Annotated in this window: 16 protein-coding genes; 1 reads left to right on the top strand and 15 read right to left on the bottom strand. The window is 35.0% G+C overall.

Going from position 1 to position 15,143, the window contains the following annotated elements:
• Positions 1 to 21: 21 nt before the first annotated feature.
• The 10 genes from NLJ82_RS12105 to NLJ82_RS12060 all read right to left on the bottom strand — a co-directional run bounded on the left by NLJ82_RS12105 (position 22) and on the right by NLJ82_RS12060 (position 10,361).
• On the bottom strand, positions 22 to 561 hold the full coding sequence (locus NLJ82_RS12105) for a GNAT family N-acetyltransferase (protein ID WP_000990081.1): 540 nt from the start codon (positions 559 to 561) through the stop codon (positions 22 to 24).
• 115 nt (positions 562 to 676) lie between these two features.
• Positions 677 to 1,006 (bottom strand): exosporium protein ExsK, encoded by a 330-nt coding sequence (gene exsK, locus NLJ82_RS12100; protein WP_000535714.1) that lies wholly within the window; start codon positions 1,004 to 1,006, stop codon positions 677 to 679.
• Positions 1,007 to 1,175: 169 nt separating this feature from the next.
• The gene (locus NLJ82_RS12095) at positions 1,176 to 3,116 is read right to left on the bottom strand and encodes an AMP-binding protein (RefSeq protein ID WP_000806496.1); all 1,941 of its coding nucleotides are present in this window, start codon (positions 3,114 to 3,116) and stop codon (positions 1,176 to 1,178) included.
• Positions 3,117 to 3,165: 49 nt separating this feature from the next.
• Positions 3,166 to 4,707 carry an acyl-CoA carboxylase subunit beta gene (locus NLJ82_RS12090; protein ID WP_000886751.1) on the bottom strand — a complete coding sequence of 514 codons (1,542 nt, stop codon included), beginning with the start codon at positions 4,705 to 4,707 and terminating at the stop codon, positions 3,166 to 3,168.
• A 2-nt stretch (positions 4,708 to 4,709) separates the two neighbouring features.
• Positions 4,710 to 5,498 (bottom strand): enoyl-CoA hydratase, encoded by a 789-nt coding sequence (locus tag NLJ82_RS12085; protein WP_000939790.1) that lies wholly within the window; start codon positions 5,496 to 5,498, stop codon positions 4,710 to 4,712.
• Between the two features lie 4 nt (positions 5,499 to 5,502).
• Positions 5,503 to 6,414 (bottom strand): hydroxymethylglutaryl-CoA lyase, encoded by a 912-nt coding sequence (gene mvaB / locus NLJ82_RS12080; protein WP_000775430.1) that lies wholly within the window; start codon positions 6,412 to 6,414, stop codon positions 5,503 to 5,505.
• A gap of 21 nt (positions 6,415 to 6,435) precedes the next feature.
• On the bottom strand, positions 6,436 to 6,651 hold the full coding sequence (locus NLJ82_RS12075; protein ID WP_001985297.1) for an acetyl-CoA carboxylase biotin carboxyl carrier protein subunit: 216 nt from the start codon (positions 6,649 to 6,651) through the stop codon (positions 6,436 to 6,438).
• A 26-nt stretch (positions 6,652 to 6,677) separates the two neighbouring features.
• Positions 6,678 to 8,015, bottom strand: a complete 1,338-nt coding sequence (locus NLJ82_RS12070) for an acetyl-CoA carboxylase biotin carboxylase subunit (RefSeq protein ID WP_000486740.1) — start codon at positions 8,013 to 8,015, stop codon at positions 6,678 to 6,680.
• A 15-nt stretch (positions 8,016 to 8,030) separates the two neighbouring features.
• Positions 8,031 to 9,176, bottom strand: a complete 1,146-nt coding sequence (locus NLJ82_RS12065) for an acyl-CoA dehydrogenase (RefSeq protein ID WP_000397274.1) — start codon at positions 9,174 to 9,176, stop codon at positions 8,031 to 8,033.
• Between the two features lie 216 nt (positions 9,177 to 9,392).
• Complete coding sequence (locus NLJ82_RS12060) at positions 9,393 to 10,361, bottom strand: YbgA family protein (protein WP_001248653.1); 969 nt, start codon at positions 10,359 to 10,361, stop codon at positions 9,393 to 9,395.
• 232 nt (positions 10,362 to 10,593) lie between these two features.
• Between NLJ82_RS12060 and NLJ82_RS12055 the strand changes: the two genes are divergently transcribed.
• On the top strand, positions 10,594 to 10,893 hold the full coding sequence (locus NLJ82_RS12055) for a WGxxGxxG family protein (RefSeq protein WP_000728163.1): 300 nt from the start codon (positions 10,594 to 10,596) through the stop codon (positions 10,891 to 10,893).
• A 136-nt stretch (positions 10,894 to 11,029) separates the two neighbouring features.
• Here NLJ82_RS12055 and NLJ82_RS12050 read toward each other — a convergent pair whose 3' ends face one another.
• The 5 genes from NLJ82_RS12050 to NLJ82_RS12030 form a co-directional block, all read right to left on the bottom strand.
• Positions 11,030 to 11,683 (bottom strand): TetR/AcrR family transcriptional regulator, encoded by a 654-nt coding sequence (locus NLJ82_RS12050; protein ID WP_001168200.1) that lies wholly within the window; start codon positions 11,681 to 11,683, stop codon positions 11,030 to 11,032.
• A gap of 24 nt (positions 11,684 to 11,707) precedes the next feature.
• The gene (locus NLJ82_RS12045; protein ID WP_001266738.1) at positions 11,708 to 12,727 is read right to left on the bottom strand and encodes an ABC transporter permease; all 1,020 of its coding nucleotides are present in this window, start codon (positions 12,725 to 12,727) and stop codon (positions 11,708 to 11,710) included.
• Complete coding sequence (locus NLJ82_RS12040) at positions 12,724 to 13,449, bottom strand: ABC transporter ATP-binding protein (protein WP_000812702.1); 726 nt, start codon at positions 13,447 to 13,449, stop codon at positions 12,724 to 12,726. Before NLJ82_RS12040 ends, NLJ82_RS12045 begins: the two co-directional genes overlap by 4 nt.
• Before the next feature lie 184 nt (positions 13,450 to 13,633).
• Positions 13,634 to 13,885: a hypothetical protein gene (locus NLJ82_RS12035; RefSeq protein WP_000548624.1), complete on the bottom strand. Its 252-nt coding sequence runs from the start codon at positions 13,883 to 13,885 to the stop codon at positions 13,634 to 13,636.
• A 215-nt stretch (positions 13,886 to 14,100) separates the two neighbouring features.
• Positions 14,101 to 14,943, bottom strand: coding sequence for a metallophosphoesterase (locus NLJ82_RS12030; protein ID WP_000827832.1), 843 nt, complete (start codon positions 14,941 to 14,943; stop codon positions 14,101 to 14,103).
• Positions 14,944 to 15,143: the final 200 nt, after the last annotated feature.

Here is a 15,143-nt window from a genome sequence, read left to right as displayed (position 1 = left end):
TAACATAATTATAGAAAACAATTATATTTTAGCTCTCCATTCATATTCTAGCATACTCATTTCCCATAAATTCCAATACGTTTCTCCTACTTTTTTTGAATCCCTTAATAAACCTTCTTTTACAAATCCTATTTTTTCATAACAAGAAATGGCGGACGTATTAAAATCATACACACCAAGTGTTACTCTATGTAGTTTTAATTCTTCAAATGCAATATGAAGTACTGCCTTCATCATATGTTTCCCTATAGAACGTCCTCTCATTTTTGTATCACCAACTAGCACTTTTCCAACCCTTGCAGACTTATTAATATTGTCTATTTGCCCAAGTGAAATATGACCAACTACTTTCTTAGACTCCTCATCTATTACTTTAAATGCAAGTGTATTTGAGCTTTCTATATAATTTTCTAATTGTTGTTCATTTAGAGGATATGTAAATGCATTTCCTGACCATTGTATTAAAAACGCTTCAGAGTCAATCCAACCCATTAATTGTTTGAAATCAGACTTATTAAAAGTTTCCAGTTTAACCACTTTTATGCTCCTTTCATACATCATACTTTATAGCCCCAAACCTATTTCTATATAAATAATATATTCTCCTTTATATGAAAAATTAAAATAAAGCCATTCTTAAGAATGGCTTTACAAAAAAGCGAAATTACTCTTTTCCCTATGTCAATAATGGTTCAATCGCTTCAATTTTACAAACTGAAATAATTACTGTAACTACCCCAGCACTATTAGCAAGCTTTACAACATCACAAGTGACGGAAGAAACAGTTCCTGCATAATTATTACTTCCTGTTGTAATACGCACTGATCTGTTTACTAACTTTCTCAGCTCATCTCTAATTCCTTGTACACAGCAACAGTCACATGCCTTATTTTGCTCTTCATGTTCTTTTTTACACTCTTCAAAAACATCCCAACAATCATCCTGTTTGCCTGAACACTGTTTACATGAACACCTTTTTCTAGAATTACTATAACGAGATCCCAAAATCTCACCCCCTAGTCATTTCTATTAATATAGTATGTCCACTAGCTTCAAAGTGTATGAGGCAAAAACATAGAAAAGAAAAAACAAACACATGTACTAAACTATTCTGTATACATAAAAACTGACCTCTAACAATTAGAGGTCAGTTCACATTATACATGCTTTAATTTTATAATTTACTAGACTGCAACCCCTGAATAAACGGAACTACCTCAGGATTCACAAGTGACGATAAATCACCTAATTCTTTCCCTAAATAAGCAGCTTTAATGACACGTCGCATTACTTTAGAATTACGCGTTTTCGGTAAATCTTCTACAACATGAATATCTTTTGGACATAATGCTTTTCCAATATGAGAGTTTACTAAACTCATTAATTCTTTCTTTAATTCACCTGAGAATGTTACATTGTCTCTTAATACTACAAAACAATGACAAACTTCACCTTTTACATCATCTGGTACACCAATCGCAGCAGCTTCTATGACATCATTATGCTTCACAAGAATAGATTCATATTCAGCAGGTCCAATGCGTTTTCCAGCAATGTTTAGCGTATCATCTGAGCGTCCTGTAATAATATATTGTTCACCATCATAAACCACCCAGTCACCATGAACCCATTTATTTTCAAAACGTGACCAATATGTGTTCACATAACGCTCATCATCTTCCCAGAAACTTTTCGTCATACCAACCCAAGGTTTCTCTAAACATAATTCTCCAACTTCATCACGAATCGGATTGCCCTGATCATCGAGCACAACCGCTGCCATTCCTGGTAAAGAAGCGTTAAAGCTAATCGGTGCAATTGGTTTAATAAGGACGTTTCCGAAAATTCCACCAGAAATTTCAGTCCCGCCTGAATAGTTACAAATTGGTACATTACTTTTTCCAACCGTTTCAAATAGCCACATCCAAGGATCTGGATTCCAAGGCTCGCCTGTTGAGGCGAATACTTCTAAACTCTTAAGCGAATGTTTATTTACATACTCATCACCTTTTGCCATTAACGCACGAATTAATGTTGGTGATATACCGAGATGTGTAATTTCATATTTATCAACTGTCTCCCATAAACGATCTGCTTCTGGGAAATCCGGAACGCCTTCGTACATAACCATTGTTGCCCCATTAATAAGAGAACCGAATAGTAAAAATGGTCCCATCATCCATCCCATATCAGTTACCCATAATACGCGGTCACCTTGTTTAATATTCATTCCGAACCCCGCATCAAAAGCTGCCTTTAAGGGAAATCCAGCATGAGTATGTACTGTCCCTTTCGGTTTTCCAGTTGTACCTGATGTATAAATGAGCATTAATGGATCATCACTATGCATTTCTTCAGCATGTACAAATGGCTTTTCTTTTTCTAACGTACTCCATGAGAAATCATAATTATGCGGTGTAAAATCATTTCCTGCATGACGCACGATAACAACTTTTTCAACAGTTGGACAATGCTCACAAGCCTTATCTACTTCGTCTTTTAATGAAACAACTTTACCTCGGCGTGAAAAACCATCTGCAGTAATAATCATTTTAGATCCTGCCGCTTGCACACGTGTCATGACTGCATCAGACGCAAATCCTGAGAATATTGGTGAAATAATTGCTCCGATCTTCATAACCGCTAGCATCGCAACAACTGTTTCTGGAATCATCGGCATATAAATTGTGACACGGTCACCTTTTTCAATACCTGCATGTTTCAAACCGTTTGCAACGCGACTTACCCAGCTATCAAGCTCTTCATATGTAAATGATTTTGAAGTTCCATTTTCCCCTTCATACTGAAGTGCTGGTTGTGTTCTTGTTTCATCGTCTGCAAGCCAGCGTGATAAAACCGATTCTACAACATTACATGTTCCGCCATTATACCACTGTGCAAACGGCGTACCATTTTGCAGGTCTAACACTTCTGTATAAGGTTTCATCCATTGATAGCCAACCGCTTTCTCAGCTTCTCCCCAAAACCAAGCTGTTTCTTCAATAGATTTATTATAAAACGTTTCATAGTCTTCATACCCCAATGATTTCATCCAACCATATAAGCGTGTTTTTTCTTTATACTCTTCTGTTGGAAACCAAACTGCTTGTTTCAATGTTTTCCCCTCCTTAACTTTTTGAGCAAGAAAGCCCTAAATAGGGCTTTTAAACTGGATAAACAGGATGTTTACGATCCGTAAATACTTGATATTTACTCATATACATTTCGAATCGTCCTTTTAACTCTTCTCTTAAATTGTTTGGATGAACAATACCATCAATGACCATCTCTGATGCTAAATGGTAAATATCAATATCCTTCTTATACGCTTCGCGTTTTTCAGCAATGAAGCTATCACGCTCTTCTTCTGGTAAAGCTGCAATCTTATTTGCATATACAGCATTGACCGCGGCTTCTGGACCCATTACCGCAATAGAAGCTGTCGGTAATGCTAGGCAGCAATCTGGCTCAAAGGCTGGACCTGCCATCGCATATAAACCAGCACCATATGCTTTACGAACAACGATAGAAATTTTCGGTACAGTTGCTTCACTCATTGCGGAAATCATTTTTGCACCGTGACGAATAATACCAGCACGTTCTACTTTTGTACCAATCATAAATCCAGGTACATCTGCAAGGAACAATAACGGAATATGATATGCATCGCATAAATTAATAAACTTCGCTGCTTTATCAGCTGAATCGTGGAATAATACGCCGCCTTTCATTCGCGGTTGATTTGCAATAATACCTACTGGCTTACCATCAATACGTGCTAAACCTGTAATGAGTTCTTGAGCAAATAATTTTTTCACTTCATAGAAAGAACCTTCATCAATAACTCTATTAATAAGATCTTTCATATTGAAAGGAGCATTTTGATTTTCTGGAATGATTTCTTCTAACGTTTTATCGAATTGTTTCGGTTCTTGAGGTGTAACCAATGGAGTCTTTTCTAAGTAGTTATTTGGAAAATATGAAATGTATTGTCTTGCTTGTGTAATCGCATCTTCTTCTGTCTTACATAAAACATCTCCGCATCCTGATACAGAGCAATGCATACGAGCTCCGCCCATCTCTTCTAAAGTTACCTTCTCACCGATAACCATCTCAGCCATACGAGGAGATCCTAAATACATAGATGCATTTCCCTCTACCATCATTACAACGTCACAAAAGGCTGGAATATAAGCACCACCAGCTGCAGAAGGTCCAAATAATAAGCATACTTGCGGGACTTTACCTGATAATTTCACTTGATTATAGAAGATTCTTCCTGCCCCGCGGCGCCCTGGGAACATTTCAACTTGATCAGTAATACGCGCCCCAGCAGAGTCAACTAAATAAAATAAAGGAACACGTAATTTTTCTGCCGTTTCTTGAATACGTAAAATCTTTTCAACTGTACGTGCGCCCCATGAACCAGCCTTTACCGTAGAATCATTTGCCATTACGCATGCAGTACGACCATGTATTTTTCCCGTTGCTGTTATAACACCATCAGCAGGTAATCCTGTTTGTTCACAATTTGCAAATAATGCATCTTCTACATATTCACCATTATCAAATAAAAGAGCTAAGCGATCTCGAACGAATAGTTTACCTTTCGCTTTGTTTTGTTCATGATATTTTGGTGCGCCGCCTTGTTTAATCGTTTCAACTCGTTCTTCAAATGTATTCGATTGTTGTTTTTGGTCTAACATATTTACTCCCCCTTATACATTGGTGTGCGTTTTTCCTTGAATGCCTGTAATCCTTCTAATCTATCTTTCGTATGGATTACACCTTCATACGCTTGTTTTTCCATTTGTAATCCGGTATGTAAATCAACTTGAATACCGTTTGAAATTGCTTCTTTCGCTAATCGAACAGCAATCGGACCATTACTAGCAATTTTCTCTGCTATTTCAATCGCTTTCTCTTCAAGTAAATGAGGTGGTACAACAAATTCTACTAGACCATATTCTTTTGCTTCTTGTGCTGAAATACGTCTACCTGTATAAATTAATTCTTTCGCTCTACCAACACCAATTAATCTTGGCAAACGCTGCGTACCACCTGCTCCTGGTATAATTGCAAGTGTAGTTTCAGTAAGACCAAGACTTGCAGATTCAGCCGCAATTCTAAAATCACAAGCTAAACTTAATTCCGTACCACCACCAAGTGCGATTCCATTTATAGCAGCAATAACTGGCTGTGGTAATTGTTCAACCATTTCCATAGTAGTGCGAATCATACTAACAGCATGGCGAACTTGTTCTTCATTCATGCCAGCACGTTCTTTTAAATCAGCACCAGCACAAAACACTTTTTCACCAGCACCTGTTAGAATAACTACACGAGTATTTGACTCTTCATTTATTTGAGTTAAAATGTTTTGTAACTCTTCTAATAAAGCTAAAGATAATGAGTTGGCTTGTCTTTCACGATCTAAGGAAATCTTTACAACGTGAGGTGTTACATAATCAACTGAAATGTTTTGTAATTGTAGCATCTTCTCACCTACTTATCGTTTTATGTTGAAGCGCTCTATACACATGACTCGGTAATTGGATATTTAATTTACTCTGAATAAATTGACTCGCTCTCAATAACTTCTCTTCATCAATATTCGTTTGGATACCTAACTTATGGAGCATATGAACTAAGTCATCAGTTGCAACATTACCTGATGCTCCTGGTGCATATGGACATCCCCCAAGGCCACCACAAGAACTATCAAATGTTGTAATACCATATTCTAAAGACTTTACTACATTCGCAAGAGCCATTCCGTACGTATTATGGAAGTGCATTGCAAACTGCGAAGCATCATATTTCTTTAATAAATGCTCTAAAACTTGCTCTACTTGTAGTGGATTTGCTACTCCGATTGTGTCGCCAAGAGATACTTCATAAATGCCGTATGAAAATAGTTGATTACATAATTCGTCAACTGCTACGAGACTTATATCCCCTTCATAAGGACATCCAAATACAGTAGAAACATAGCCTCTTACTTTTTTCCCTTCGAATAATGCCTGTTTTGTTATATCTTCAATTACAACTAATGCTTCTTTAATGGATTTATTAATATTACTTTTATTATGAGATTCACTTGCTGATAAAAAAACATTCACCTCATCTACATTTTGCAAAAAAGCTCGTTCCAAACCATTTTGATTTGGAACAAGCGCTGCATATGTAACATTGGGATCCCTTTTCAGCTCAGAAAACACATCATTTGCATCTGCTAATGCAGGGACCCATTTAGGGTGAACGAATGAGGAAACTTCAACGTACGATAATCCAGCCTCTGTAAGTAGTTGAATCCATTTTACTTTATCTTTTGTGCCAACAATCTTTTTTTCATTTTGTAAGCCATCACGTGGCCCGACTTCTTTAATGACAGCAAAATTAGGTAGTTTCAATTCGCTTCCCCCTATATCTCCCTATTCAATTTCTAGTAATACATCTCCTTCATTTACAAAATCGCCTTCTTGCACATTAATTTTCATAACTGTGCCAGCTTCTTCTGAAACGATTGGAATTTCCATTTTCATAGATTCCAAAATGACGACATCTTGCTCTTCCTCTACTGTATCTCCTACTCCTACAACAATCTTCCATACATTTCCTGCCATCGATGCATATACTTTCGTCATCATTTTTTCCCCCTTAGTATTGTTAAATCTTATTTTTTAACAAGTTGTTTCGTTACAAAACCCGTTGTATAAATACCACTTTTGAACACATCATCTTCCAATACTTGAAGCAGCATTGGCGTGTTCGTTTTAATACCTTCTACTTTTAATTCTTCCAGAGCATCATGTAATTTCGAAATTGCTTCTTCACGCGTTTCACCATGAGCAATGACTTTCGCAATCATTGGATCATAGAAAGGTGTAATCGTTACTTGATTCTCCAAAAAGTGATCGATACGTACATTTGTTGGAAGCGTTAAATTTGTAATTTTCCCAGGTGATGGGAAGAAAGTTTTCGGATCTTCTGCATAAATACGTGCCTCAATGGCATGACCACTACGTTTTACATCATCTTGTGTAAACGATAATTTTTCACCACATGCAATTAGAAGTTGTTGTTCTACAAGATCTAAACCTGTAATTTCTTCTGTAACTGGATGCTCTACTTGTAATCTCGTATTCATCTCTAAGAAATAGAAGTTCTTCTGATCATCTACTAGAAACTCAACTGTACCAGCATTTGTATACCCTAGAGCTTTGGCAGCTTGTACAGCAACTTCACCCATCGCTTTTCGTGTACCTTCATCTAAAAATGGTGAAGGTGCTTCTTCAATTACTTTCTGATTTCGGCGCTGTACTGAACATTCACGCTCCCATAAATACACTGTGTTACCATGTGTATCTGCTAAAAGCTGAATTTCAATATGATGTGCATCTGCAATATAGCGCTCTAAATACATTTCTCCGTTACCGAAGAAGTTTTGTGCTCTCGTTTTGTTGCTTTCAAATGCTTTGGTGAGCGTTTGCTCAGTTTCCATCAACTGCATTCCAATGCCTCCGCCGCCTGCGGATGCCTTCAACATTAATGGGTAACCAATTTGTTTAGCAATTTCAATTGCTTCTTCAGCAGTTTCAATATTTGTAGTAATACCCGGAACTACTGGCACATCTGCAGCTTGCATCGCAATACGTGATTCGATTTTACTTCCCATCTTCGTAATGATTTCTTCTGATGGACCGATAAATACGATTCCTTCTTCTTTACAACGAACCGGAAAAGATGGATTCTCAGATAATAATCCATACCCCGGGTGGATTGCTTCAGCATTTGTCTTCTTAGCTATTTCAATAATTTTTTCAAGGTTTAAATAGCTTTCTTGGACACGTGGCCCACCTACTAAGTAAGCTTCATTTGCCATTTTTACATGCAAGGCATTTTCATCTGCCTCAGAATAAATAGCAACAGTGCGAATGCCAAGTTTTTGACAAGTTTTCATAATACGAACTGCGATTTCCCCGCGATTAGCAATTAATATTTTTTGAAACATAGTGATTCCTCCTTTTTATCTACATCCTAAATGTCTAGCAATTACGAGACGTTGAATTTCAGAAGTTCCTTCACCAATTTCTAATAGTTTTGCATCACGAATATGTCGTTCTACTTCATATTCACGCATATAGCCGTATCCACCGTGAATTTGTACCGCTTGATTTGCAATACGACTAGCAGCCTCAGATGCGAAAAGTTTTGCCATAGCCGCTTCTTTACCGAACGGTTTATCGTTATCTTTTAACCAAGCTGCTTTATGTACTAAATTACGCGCTAGCTCTACTTCAGTCGCCATATCAGCTAATTTAAATTGAATCGCTTGGAAATTAGAAATTGACTTTCCAAATTGTTGACGTTCTTTCGCATATTGCAATGCACGTTCAAATGCAGATTGCGCAATACCAACAGCTAATGCTGCGATTGAAATACGTCCTCCATCAAGTGTATATAGGAATTGTTTAAATCCTTTATTTACATCACCAAGAATATTTTCTTTCGGTACACGTACACCATCAAGTACGATTTCACAAGTATTAGAAGCACGTACGCCCATCTTATCGTAAGGGCTTGAAATCGTTAACCCTTCACTAGTAGTCGGTACGATAAATGCAGAAATACGTTTTCTACCATTCTCTTCAACACCGTTGACAGCGGTTACAATAATTGTATTTGCATACTCTGCATTTGTAATCCAACACTTCTCACCACTAATAACATACTCGTCTCCGTCTAATATAGCTTTCGTTTGTGTGCCACCTGCATCAGATCCAGCATTTGGCTCAGTTAGTCCGAAAGCACCTAACGTTTTGCCTGATGCCATTGGAACTAAATATTTCTGTTTTTGTTCTTCTGTACCGAAATAATAAATTGGAGAAGCACCTAATGAAATTGTTGCAGCGTAACTTAATCCTGTTCCACCACAAGCACGACCAATTTCTTCAACTGCTAACGCGTACGATACTGTATCGCCACCTGAACCTCCATACTCTTCTGGGAATGGGATGCCTAATAATCCTAGTTCGCCCATTTTTTGAAATGTTTCATATGGAAACTCTGCAGTTTTGTCATAATACACAGCTTTCGGTGCGATTTCCTTTTCAGCAAAGTCACGTACCATTTCTTTAATCATTTGTTTTTCGCGAGTTAGAGTAAATTCCATTCCGCTACACACCCCTTATCGAATATTGAGTTTCGACAGCGTGCGAGTTTCTACTACAAACATTACGAATGAAAAGACAAGAACATTAGTTAGATAATTGTTATAATTCTGTCATAATTTAATTTTAAAACAGATTCTGTACTAATGCACAAAAAAATTCCTACATTGTTCTACAACAACATAGGAGTTTTCTTGTCGAATTATGTAATTTTATGTTTAATAATCTCTACCTTTACCTGAATCTGAAATCTCTACTAAAGCTTCAGGATATGGTTCGAAATATGTTTGTCTTAATAAATACTTTTCATCAAATCGAAGAGCCCATGATTTTAAAATCGCAAGTAAGCTACTAAGCGGAATTTTCTTTTCTATATACTTTTGTATTAAATTTAAAAAATGATCTTTTTCTTGTTTTTTCAGCTTTGTTTTAAAGTATCCAAAAATATGCTCACATACATTTACATTTGATGTATAGCGGGGTGTGCGCATAAACAATTCATATAAAGTCTTCTCATAGTTTTCAAATACAACTTCAATCTTTTCATTTTTGTGATTTGCAATTATACGCCCTAATTCCTTTTGTTTCACCTGATTATATGCCATAAATAAATATTTATTATCCGACTGAAACGATACAAGATCTTTCATATTTTTATTATGTTTAATCATCTTGTAATATGCGATTGTAAATAGCCTTGTAAAGAAGTGTTCTCTAATAATAAAATTCGACAATCTACCTTCTTCTTCAATTGGAAGATGCGAAAAATTTTTTAATACTGCACCACCAAATAAGCCTGGTCCTTTTCCTTTTGCTGGTGCTTTTTCAAAACCAGAATAAATTTTCACATCACGCGTACCACAACTTGGTGAGCGATTCTTTAAAATAAAACCATCTACATCAGATATCGTTTGTAAAAATTCATTTGAAAATTGATTCATTTTTTCAGTGACGTCTTCTCTTGTAGACGGTTGCACAAGCCTATTCACACCACTTTCTTCTACAATGCGTATCGTTTCACGAGGAGTCCCCAATCCAATCTCGACTTCTGGACAGACAGGTATAAATGTAACAAATGGCTGCAAATTTCGTATTGTTACATCTGGAATCATCTCTCCATTATAACGACAAGCATCAAATTCTAAACATTTACTTACGACGATTGTTGGTTTTGCAAATTGTCGCATCTCATTACCTCCTTAGTGCTAGTCCGTATAATATAAATTGTACTAAGATTAACATTTTAAGCAAAGTTTGATTCATTTAATTTTATGACAAATATATATCAAATAATATATTAGCAATCGTTCAACTCTATTTTCTATAAATGTGCGCTCTATAATGATGGTTTAGATACTGTGAAACGAATAATATACACATACTCTGGAGAAATTAACACGTAAGAAAGGAGGGAGCGTTATGAAAAAGAAATTATCATCTATTGTAAGTGTTTTAGCACTATCTATTATGTTTTTAGGTACATCTGCCCAAGCTGAATATGATGGAACTAATATGAATAGAGTTAATAACACTGACATTTCAACTCGAGTTAATGACAATAACTTAGACAGAGTTAATAATGATGTAAGAACTCGAAATGTAAATACAACAAATGATTTAAATGATAATCGTGATAGAAATAATAATTGGGCTTGGCTCGGTTTATTAGGACTAGCAGGATTATTAGGTCTTAGAAGAAGAGACAAAGAAACACGTTAATTTAGAAGATTTTTAGTAAACAAGTACTTATTTATCAAAAATATATATTGTATATAAATCGCCTTTTTAAAGGCGATTTATTATTTTCTTAAATGTAAAAAATGTACTTCACATTGCATCACATTTTTGCCTATAATTAAATTCGTGGCGTTAATCCAAACAATATAAATTGAATCGTATGTTCAATTTCCACTTCATCATCCCATTTTTCTTCGGGCAATAATAAAAATCGTGTTAATAATAAACCTAATACAGCTGATAAAGTAAGTCGTAAAACAGAAGATGGAGGCATTTCAATAATTTCCCCTTCTTCTTGAAACTTTGCAATCAACTTTTTAAAATGTGACAGTAATTCTGTTTCAACTAACTGTTGTATTTCATTTTTCAGTTCTGGCTGAAATGGCACTTCTTGAATTAATATTTTTATCATTGGAAAATGCTTTTTTGCAAATTCAAATCTATTATGAATAACAACTCTTAGAAGCCCTTCATACGATTCATACTCCGATTTAAATATTTCCTTTGCGAAGGCTTGTACGAAAAATGGTGCAGCAAACTTTGTTAATGTCGGCATGACGACTGCTAATAATAAATCTTTTTTCGTTTTATAGTAGCGGAAGATTGTTCCTTCCGCTACACCAGCACGCTTTGCAATTTCACTTGTTGAAGTTGAAGCATATCCTTTTTCTCCAAACATATCAACAGCCGCCTCTAATATACGCATTTGACGTTGATTTCGTTTATCTGTGTTAGTTGCAGCTATTAATTCCTCCAGCCAATCTTTCTGCATTTATAAAGCCCCTTTTTGTCATTTTTATATTTTGCGATGTTTCTTTAAAGCAAATACATTTCCTACTGCAAATAATATTGAAAAAAGTAATAATACGGTAAGATCTAATGCAATCTCTGTAAATCCTTGATTTCGAATCATCACCTGTCTCATTGCGTCAGCGCCATATGTGAGTGGAAATAATTTCCCTAACATTTGAAGCCACTTATTCATCGATTCAATTGGAAACAAACCCGAAAAGAAAATTTGTGGCACAATGACAAGCGGTATAAACTGGATCATTTGAAATTCATTATTTGCGTATGCCGATAAAAACGTCCCTAAAGTTAATGCCGTTAAAGAAAGCATACATGTAATAAGTAGCGTTAGCCATATGGAGCCAGCTACATACAAGTCTAAAATGTAAACTGAAAAACTTACGATAATAATGGATTGTATAAATGCAAAGATCCCAAAACCAATAATATATCCTACAACTATTTCCCATCTTTTAATTGGAGTTGATAATAACCTTTCTAAAGTACCACTTAAACGTTCTCTTACGAAAGATACCCCTGATAAAATGAATACAAAGAAAAAGGTAAAGAAACCGATTAATACAGGACCAAGTCCATCAAACATTGTAAAGTTTTTAGAGCCATGTAAATAATTCACTTCAGGTTTCATAATCGATATATCGTTCTTCTCTGTACTTTTTTGTAATATTTGAAGTACAGCACGATTTTTTGACGAATCGCTACCTTCTAATACAATATTCTTTTTTCCATTTTCTAAACGAATGACTGCATCTACCTTTTGATTTTCCAGCTCAGACATTGCCTTTTCTATATTATATTCATAAATTGACGCTTCCTGATTTTTCATCACTTTTACTAACTGAGCGGGCATATCAACAACAGCAATATGCGGTACATAGTCTTTTTGTGTAAACACTAGCGACAATAACCAAAGTAATAACATAGGTGCCCCAAACATCATCGCTAACGAACGTTTATCTCGAAAAAATTGGCGAATAATACGAATGATTACACCGGTAACTCTCATAATTCAGCCACCTCTTCCAACAAAAAGACATCTTCAATCCTTCCTGATGATACCCGCTTTTTCAATTCTTCAGTTGTACCAGTCGCAACTAGCTTTCCTTCTCTAATTAACCCTAGACGTTCACAAAATTCAGCTTCGTCCATAATGTGTGTCGTTACAATTATCGTTGTGCCTTTCTTTTTCAAATCATAAAATTTTTCCCAAATCGTTTTTCTAAGAAGCGGATCTATCCCCACTGTTGGCTCATCTAAAATTAATATTTCTGGTTCATGAAGGAGTGCTATTGCTAATGATAAACGCTTCTTCATCCCGCCTGAAAAATGCTGCACTTGCTTTTTCATATGTTGTGATAATTGTACAAGGTCAAAAACTTCTTCAATTCTTTCTTTTTTATGCTTTCCCTTTAATCCGTACATCGTTGCCATAAAATCTGCATTTTCATATGCTGATAGTTCTTCGTATAATGCATCAGCTTGAGCCATATAACCAATTCTTTTCATTTCATTTAAATTAGGCATGTTCGTGTTGTAAACAAGCACTTCACCTTCCGTTGCTTCGTTAATACCTGCAATCAATTTAATAAGAGTCGTTTTCCCAGAACCTGAAGGCCCAACTAAACCAAATATCTCTGCTTTTTCAACTTGTAATGAAAGATTGTGTAAAACTTCTTTTTTCCCAAAACTTTTTGATACAGTCCGTAAAATAATGGCAGGCTGCTTCACGTATTCTTCCCCCTTCTCTAAAATGAGTGAGTACTCACTTTTATTTTACTCTTGCGTAATTATATGTCAAACTTCATTGATTAGTATGGTTTTCCGTCAATAATATTAAACAATGAAACAGAGTCGACATTAGAATATCCTTTCTTAAAGTCGACTCTGTTTCATTTAAATTATATAATTTGCTTTACGTTTTTAAATTCATATATTTCCTAATTCTAGCAACATCTAAAGAATATTCGATAACTAATTGCTGTAACGGTAATATAACTGTGTCGGGATATAAATGTGCATATTGTAATGTTTCTGCATATTTTTCTAATCTTTTTTCTAAATACTTTATAATTTGATCAGGATGAGTTACTAATAAACATTTACAATAATAATGTATTTGTTCCTCAATCGCCGTATACTCTTCAATTTCGTATTCTTTATGCATGTGTACACCCCTTTAAGTTTTTTACATGAATTACTTATCACACTTTTCACTCGACAAATTTTAAGTTTTTTGATTATTTACACTATAACAAACACTGAGGGTCAAATTTTGTTACTTTATGTAACGTAGAAAATTTTTAACAAAATTGTAATGTTTACTCCTGCAAAATACAGAAAGCCCCTTTACTCATTTTTGTATAAAAAAAATCGTACAGCTTAATTTAGCTGCACGACTACAATTTCTGGCCTATTCAAAATCCTTTGCGGAATGATACTATTTCCTAATCCTCTACTCACTACCATTGATGTATTTTGTTCTACATATAAACCCGCTGTATATTTAGGTAAAACACCTTGATTTGGCGCAACTAATCCTCCGATAAATGGCAATCTAACTTGCCCTCCATGAGCATGTCCCGATAAAACCAAATCCAACCTCTCATTCGTATATTCCTTTATAAATTCAGGCCGATGGGATAATAATACATTATATTTATCTGGCTGCATTTCAATTTTCGCTTTTTTAATTTCATCTATTATAATATTTCCTTCATCACGGTTTCCAGTTACAAACTCCGGATCATCAATACCTAGCAAGTTTATTTCTTGCTCACCCTTTCGAATGCCTACATGTTCATTCCTTAAAACATTGACATCATATTTCTTCAACTCTTTTTCTAAACGGTTATACTTTCCAGACCATTGTTCATGGTTTCCTGTCACAAAATATACAGGATACTTCTTTACAATTTCTCGTATTAATTGCATACTAACTTCTGCATCGTATGATTTACTGTCAATTAAATCACCCGTAATCGCAATAATATCTGGGTCTATACTTTCAATTTTTTGAATTAACACACCTTGCTTATTGCCAAATTGTTTATTGTGTAAGTCTGAAATTTGTAGAATTTTATACCCTTTAAAAGAGGAGGGTATTTTACTAGAGGTTATTTTAACCTCAGTTATACCTATTAAATTGTTCTGTAAATATAAAAAAGTAATAAAAGCTACTAATATGCCAATAAACAATATGATTCTATTAATATTTCTCTTCATATTCTCTCCTTTTATTTTTATAAAACACTTATTTTATGTTAACAGAATTATATAATACATTTTTGATTTTTATTGAATATAGTACAGTACATGAAATTTCACATCGGATACGTCATATATATTTATTTTACCTTTATCCTCTTAATAATCAAAATACAAAAACGATTCTTTTCATACGAAAAAGAATCGTTTTCTAATTT

This window comes from Bacillus paranthracis (assembly GCF_024296885.1).
GTDB lineage: Bacteria > Bacillota > Bacilli > Bacillales > Bacillaceae_G > Bacillus_A > Bacillus_A paranthracis.
The sequence above is the reverse complement of the archived record's forward strand: the minus strand, read 5'-3'. Positions and strand labels throughout refer to the sequence as shown.

Bases quoted from the DNA above. Each gene is read 5' to 3' on its own strand.
- NLJ82_RS12055 (WP_000728163.1), top strand. From the start codon at position 10,594: ATGAAAAAGAAATTATCATCTATTGTAAGTGTTTTAGCACTATCTATT.
- NLJ82_RS12085 (WP_000939790.1), bottom strand. From the start codon at position 5,498: ATGCTACAATTACAAAACATTTCAGTTGATTATGTAACACCTCACGTT.
- NLJ82_RS12030 (WP_000827832.1), bottom strand. From the start codon at position 14,943: ATGAAGAGAAATATTAATAGAATCATATTGTTTATTGGCATATTAGTA.
- NLJ82_RS12070 (WP_000486740.1), bottom strand. From the start codon at position 8,015: ATGTTTCAAAAAATATTAATTGCTAATCGCGGGGAAATCGCAGTTCGT.
- NLJ82_RS12035 (WP_000548624.1), bottom strand. From the start codon at position 13,885: ATGCATAAAGAATACGAAATTGAAGAGTATACGGCGATTGAGGAACAA.
- NLJ82_RS12105 (WP_000990081.1), bottom strand. From the start codon at position 561: ATGATGTATGAAAGGAGCATAAAAGTGGTTAAACTGGAAACTTTTAAT.
- NLJ82_RS12060 (WP_001248653.1), bottom strand. From the start codon at position 10,361: ATGCGACAATTTGCAAAACCAACAATCGTCGTAAGTAAATGTTTAGAA.
- NLJ82_RS12075 (WP_001985297.1), bottom strand. From the start codon at position 6,651: ATGATGACGAAAGTATATGCATCGATGGCAGGAAATGTATGGAAGATT.
- NLJ82_RS12065 (WP_000397274.1), bottom strand. From the start codon at position 9,176: ATGGAATTTACTCTAACTCGCGAAAAACAAATGATTAAAGAAATGGTA.
- NLJ82_RS12090 (WP_000886751.1), bottom strand. From the start codon at position 4,707: ATGTTAGACCAAAAACAACAATCGAATACATTTGAAGAACGAGTTGAA.
- NLJ82_RS12050 (WP_001168200.1), bottom strand. From the start codon at position 11,683: ATGCAGAAAGATTGGCTGGAGGAATTAATAGCTGCAACTAACACAGAT.
- NLJ82_RS12045 (WP_001266738.1), bottom strand. From the start codon at position 12,727: ATGAGAGTTACCGGTGTAATCATTCGTATTATTCGCCAATTTTTTCGA.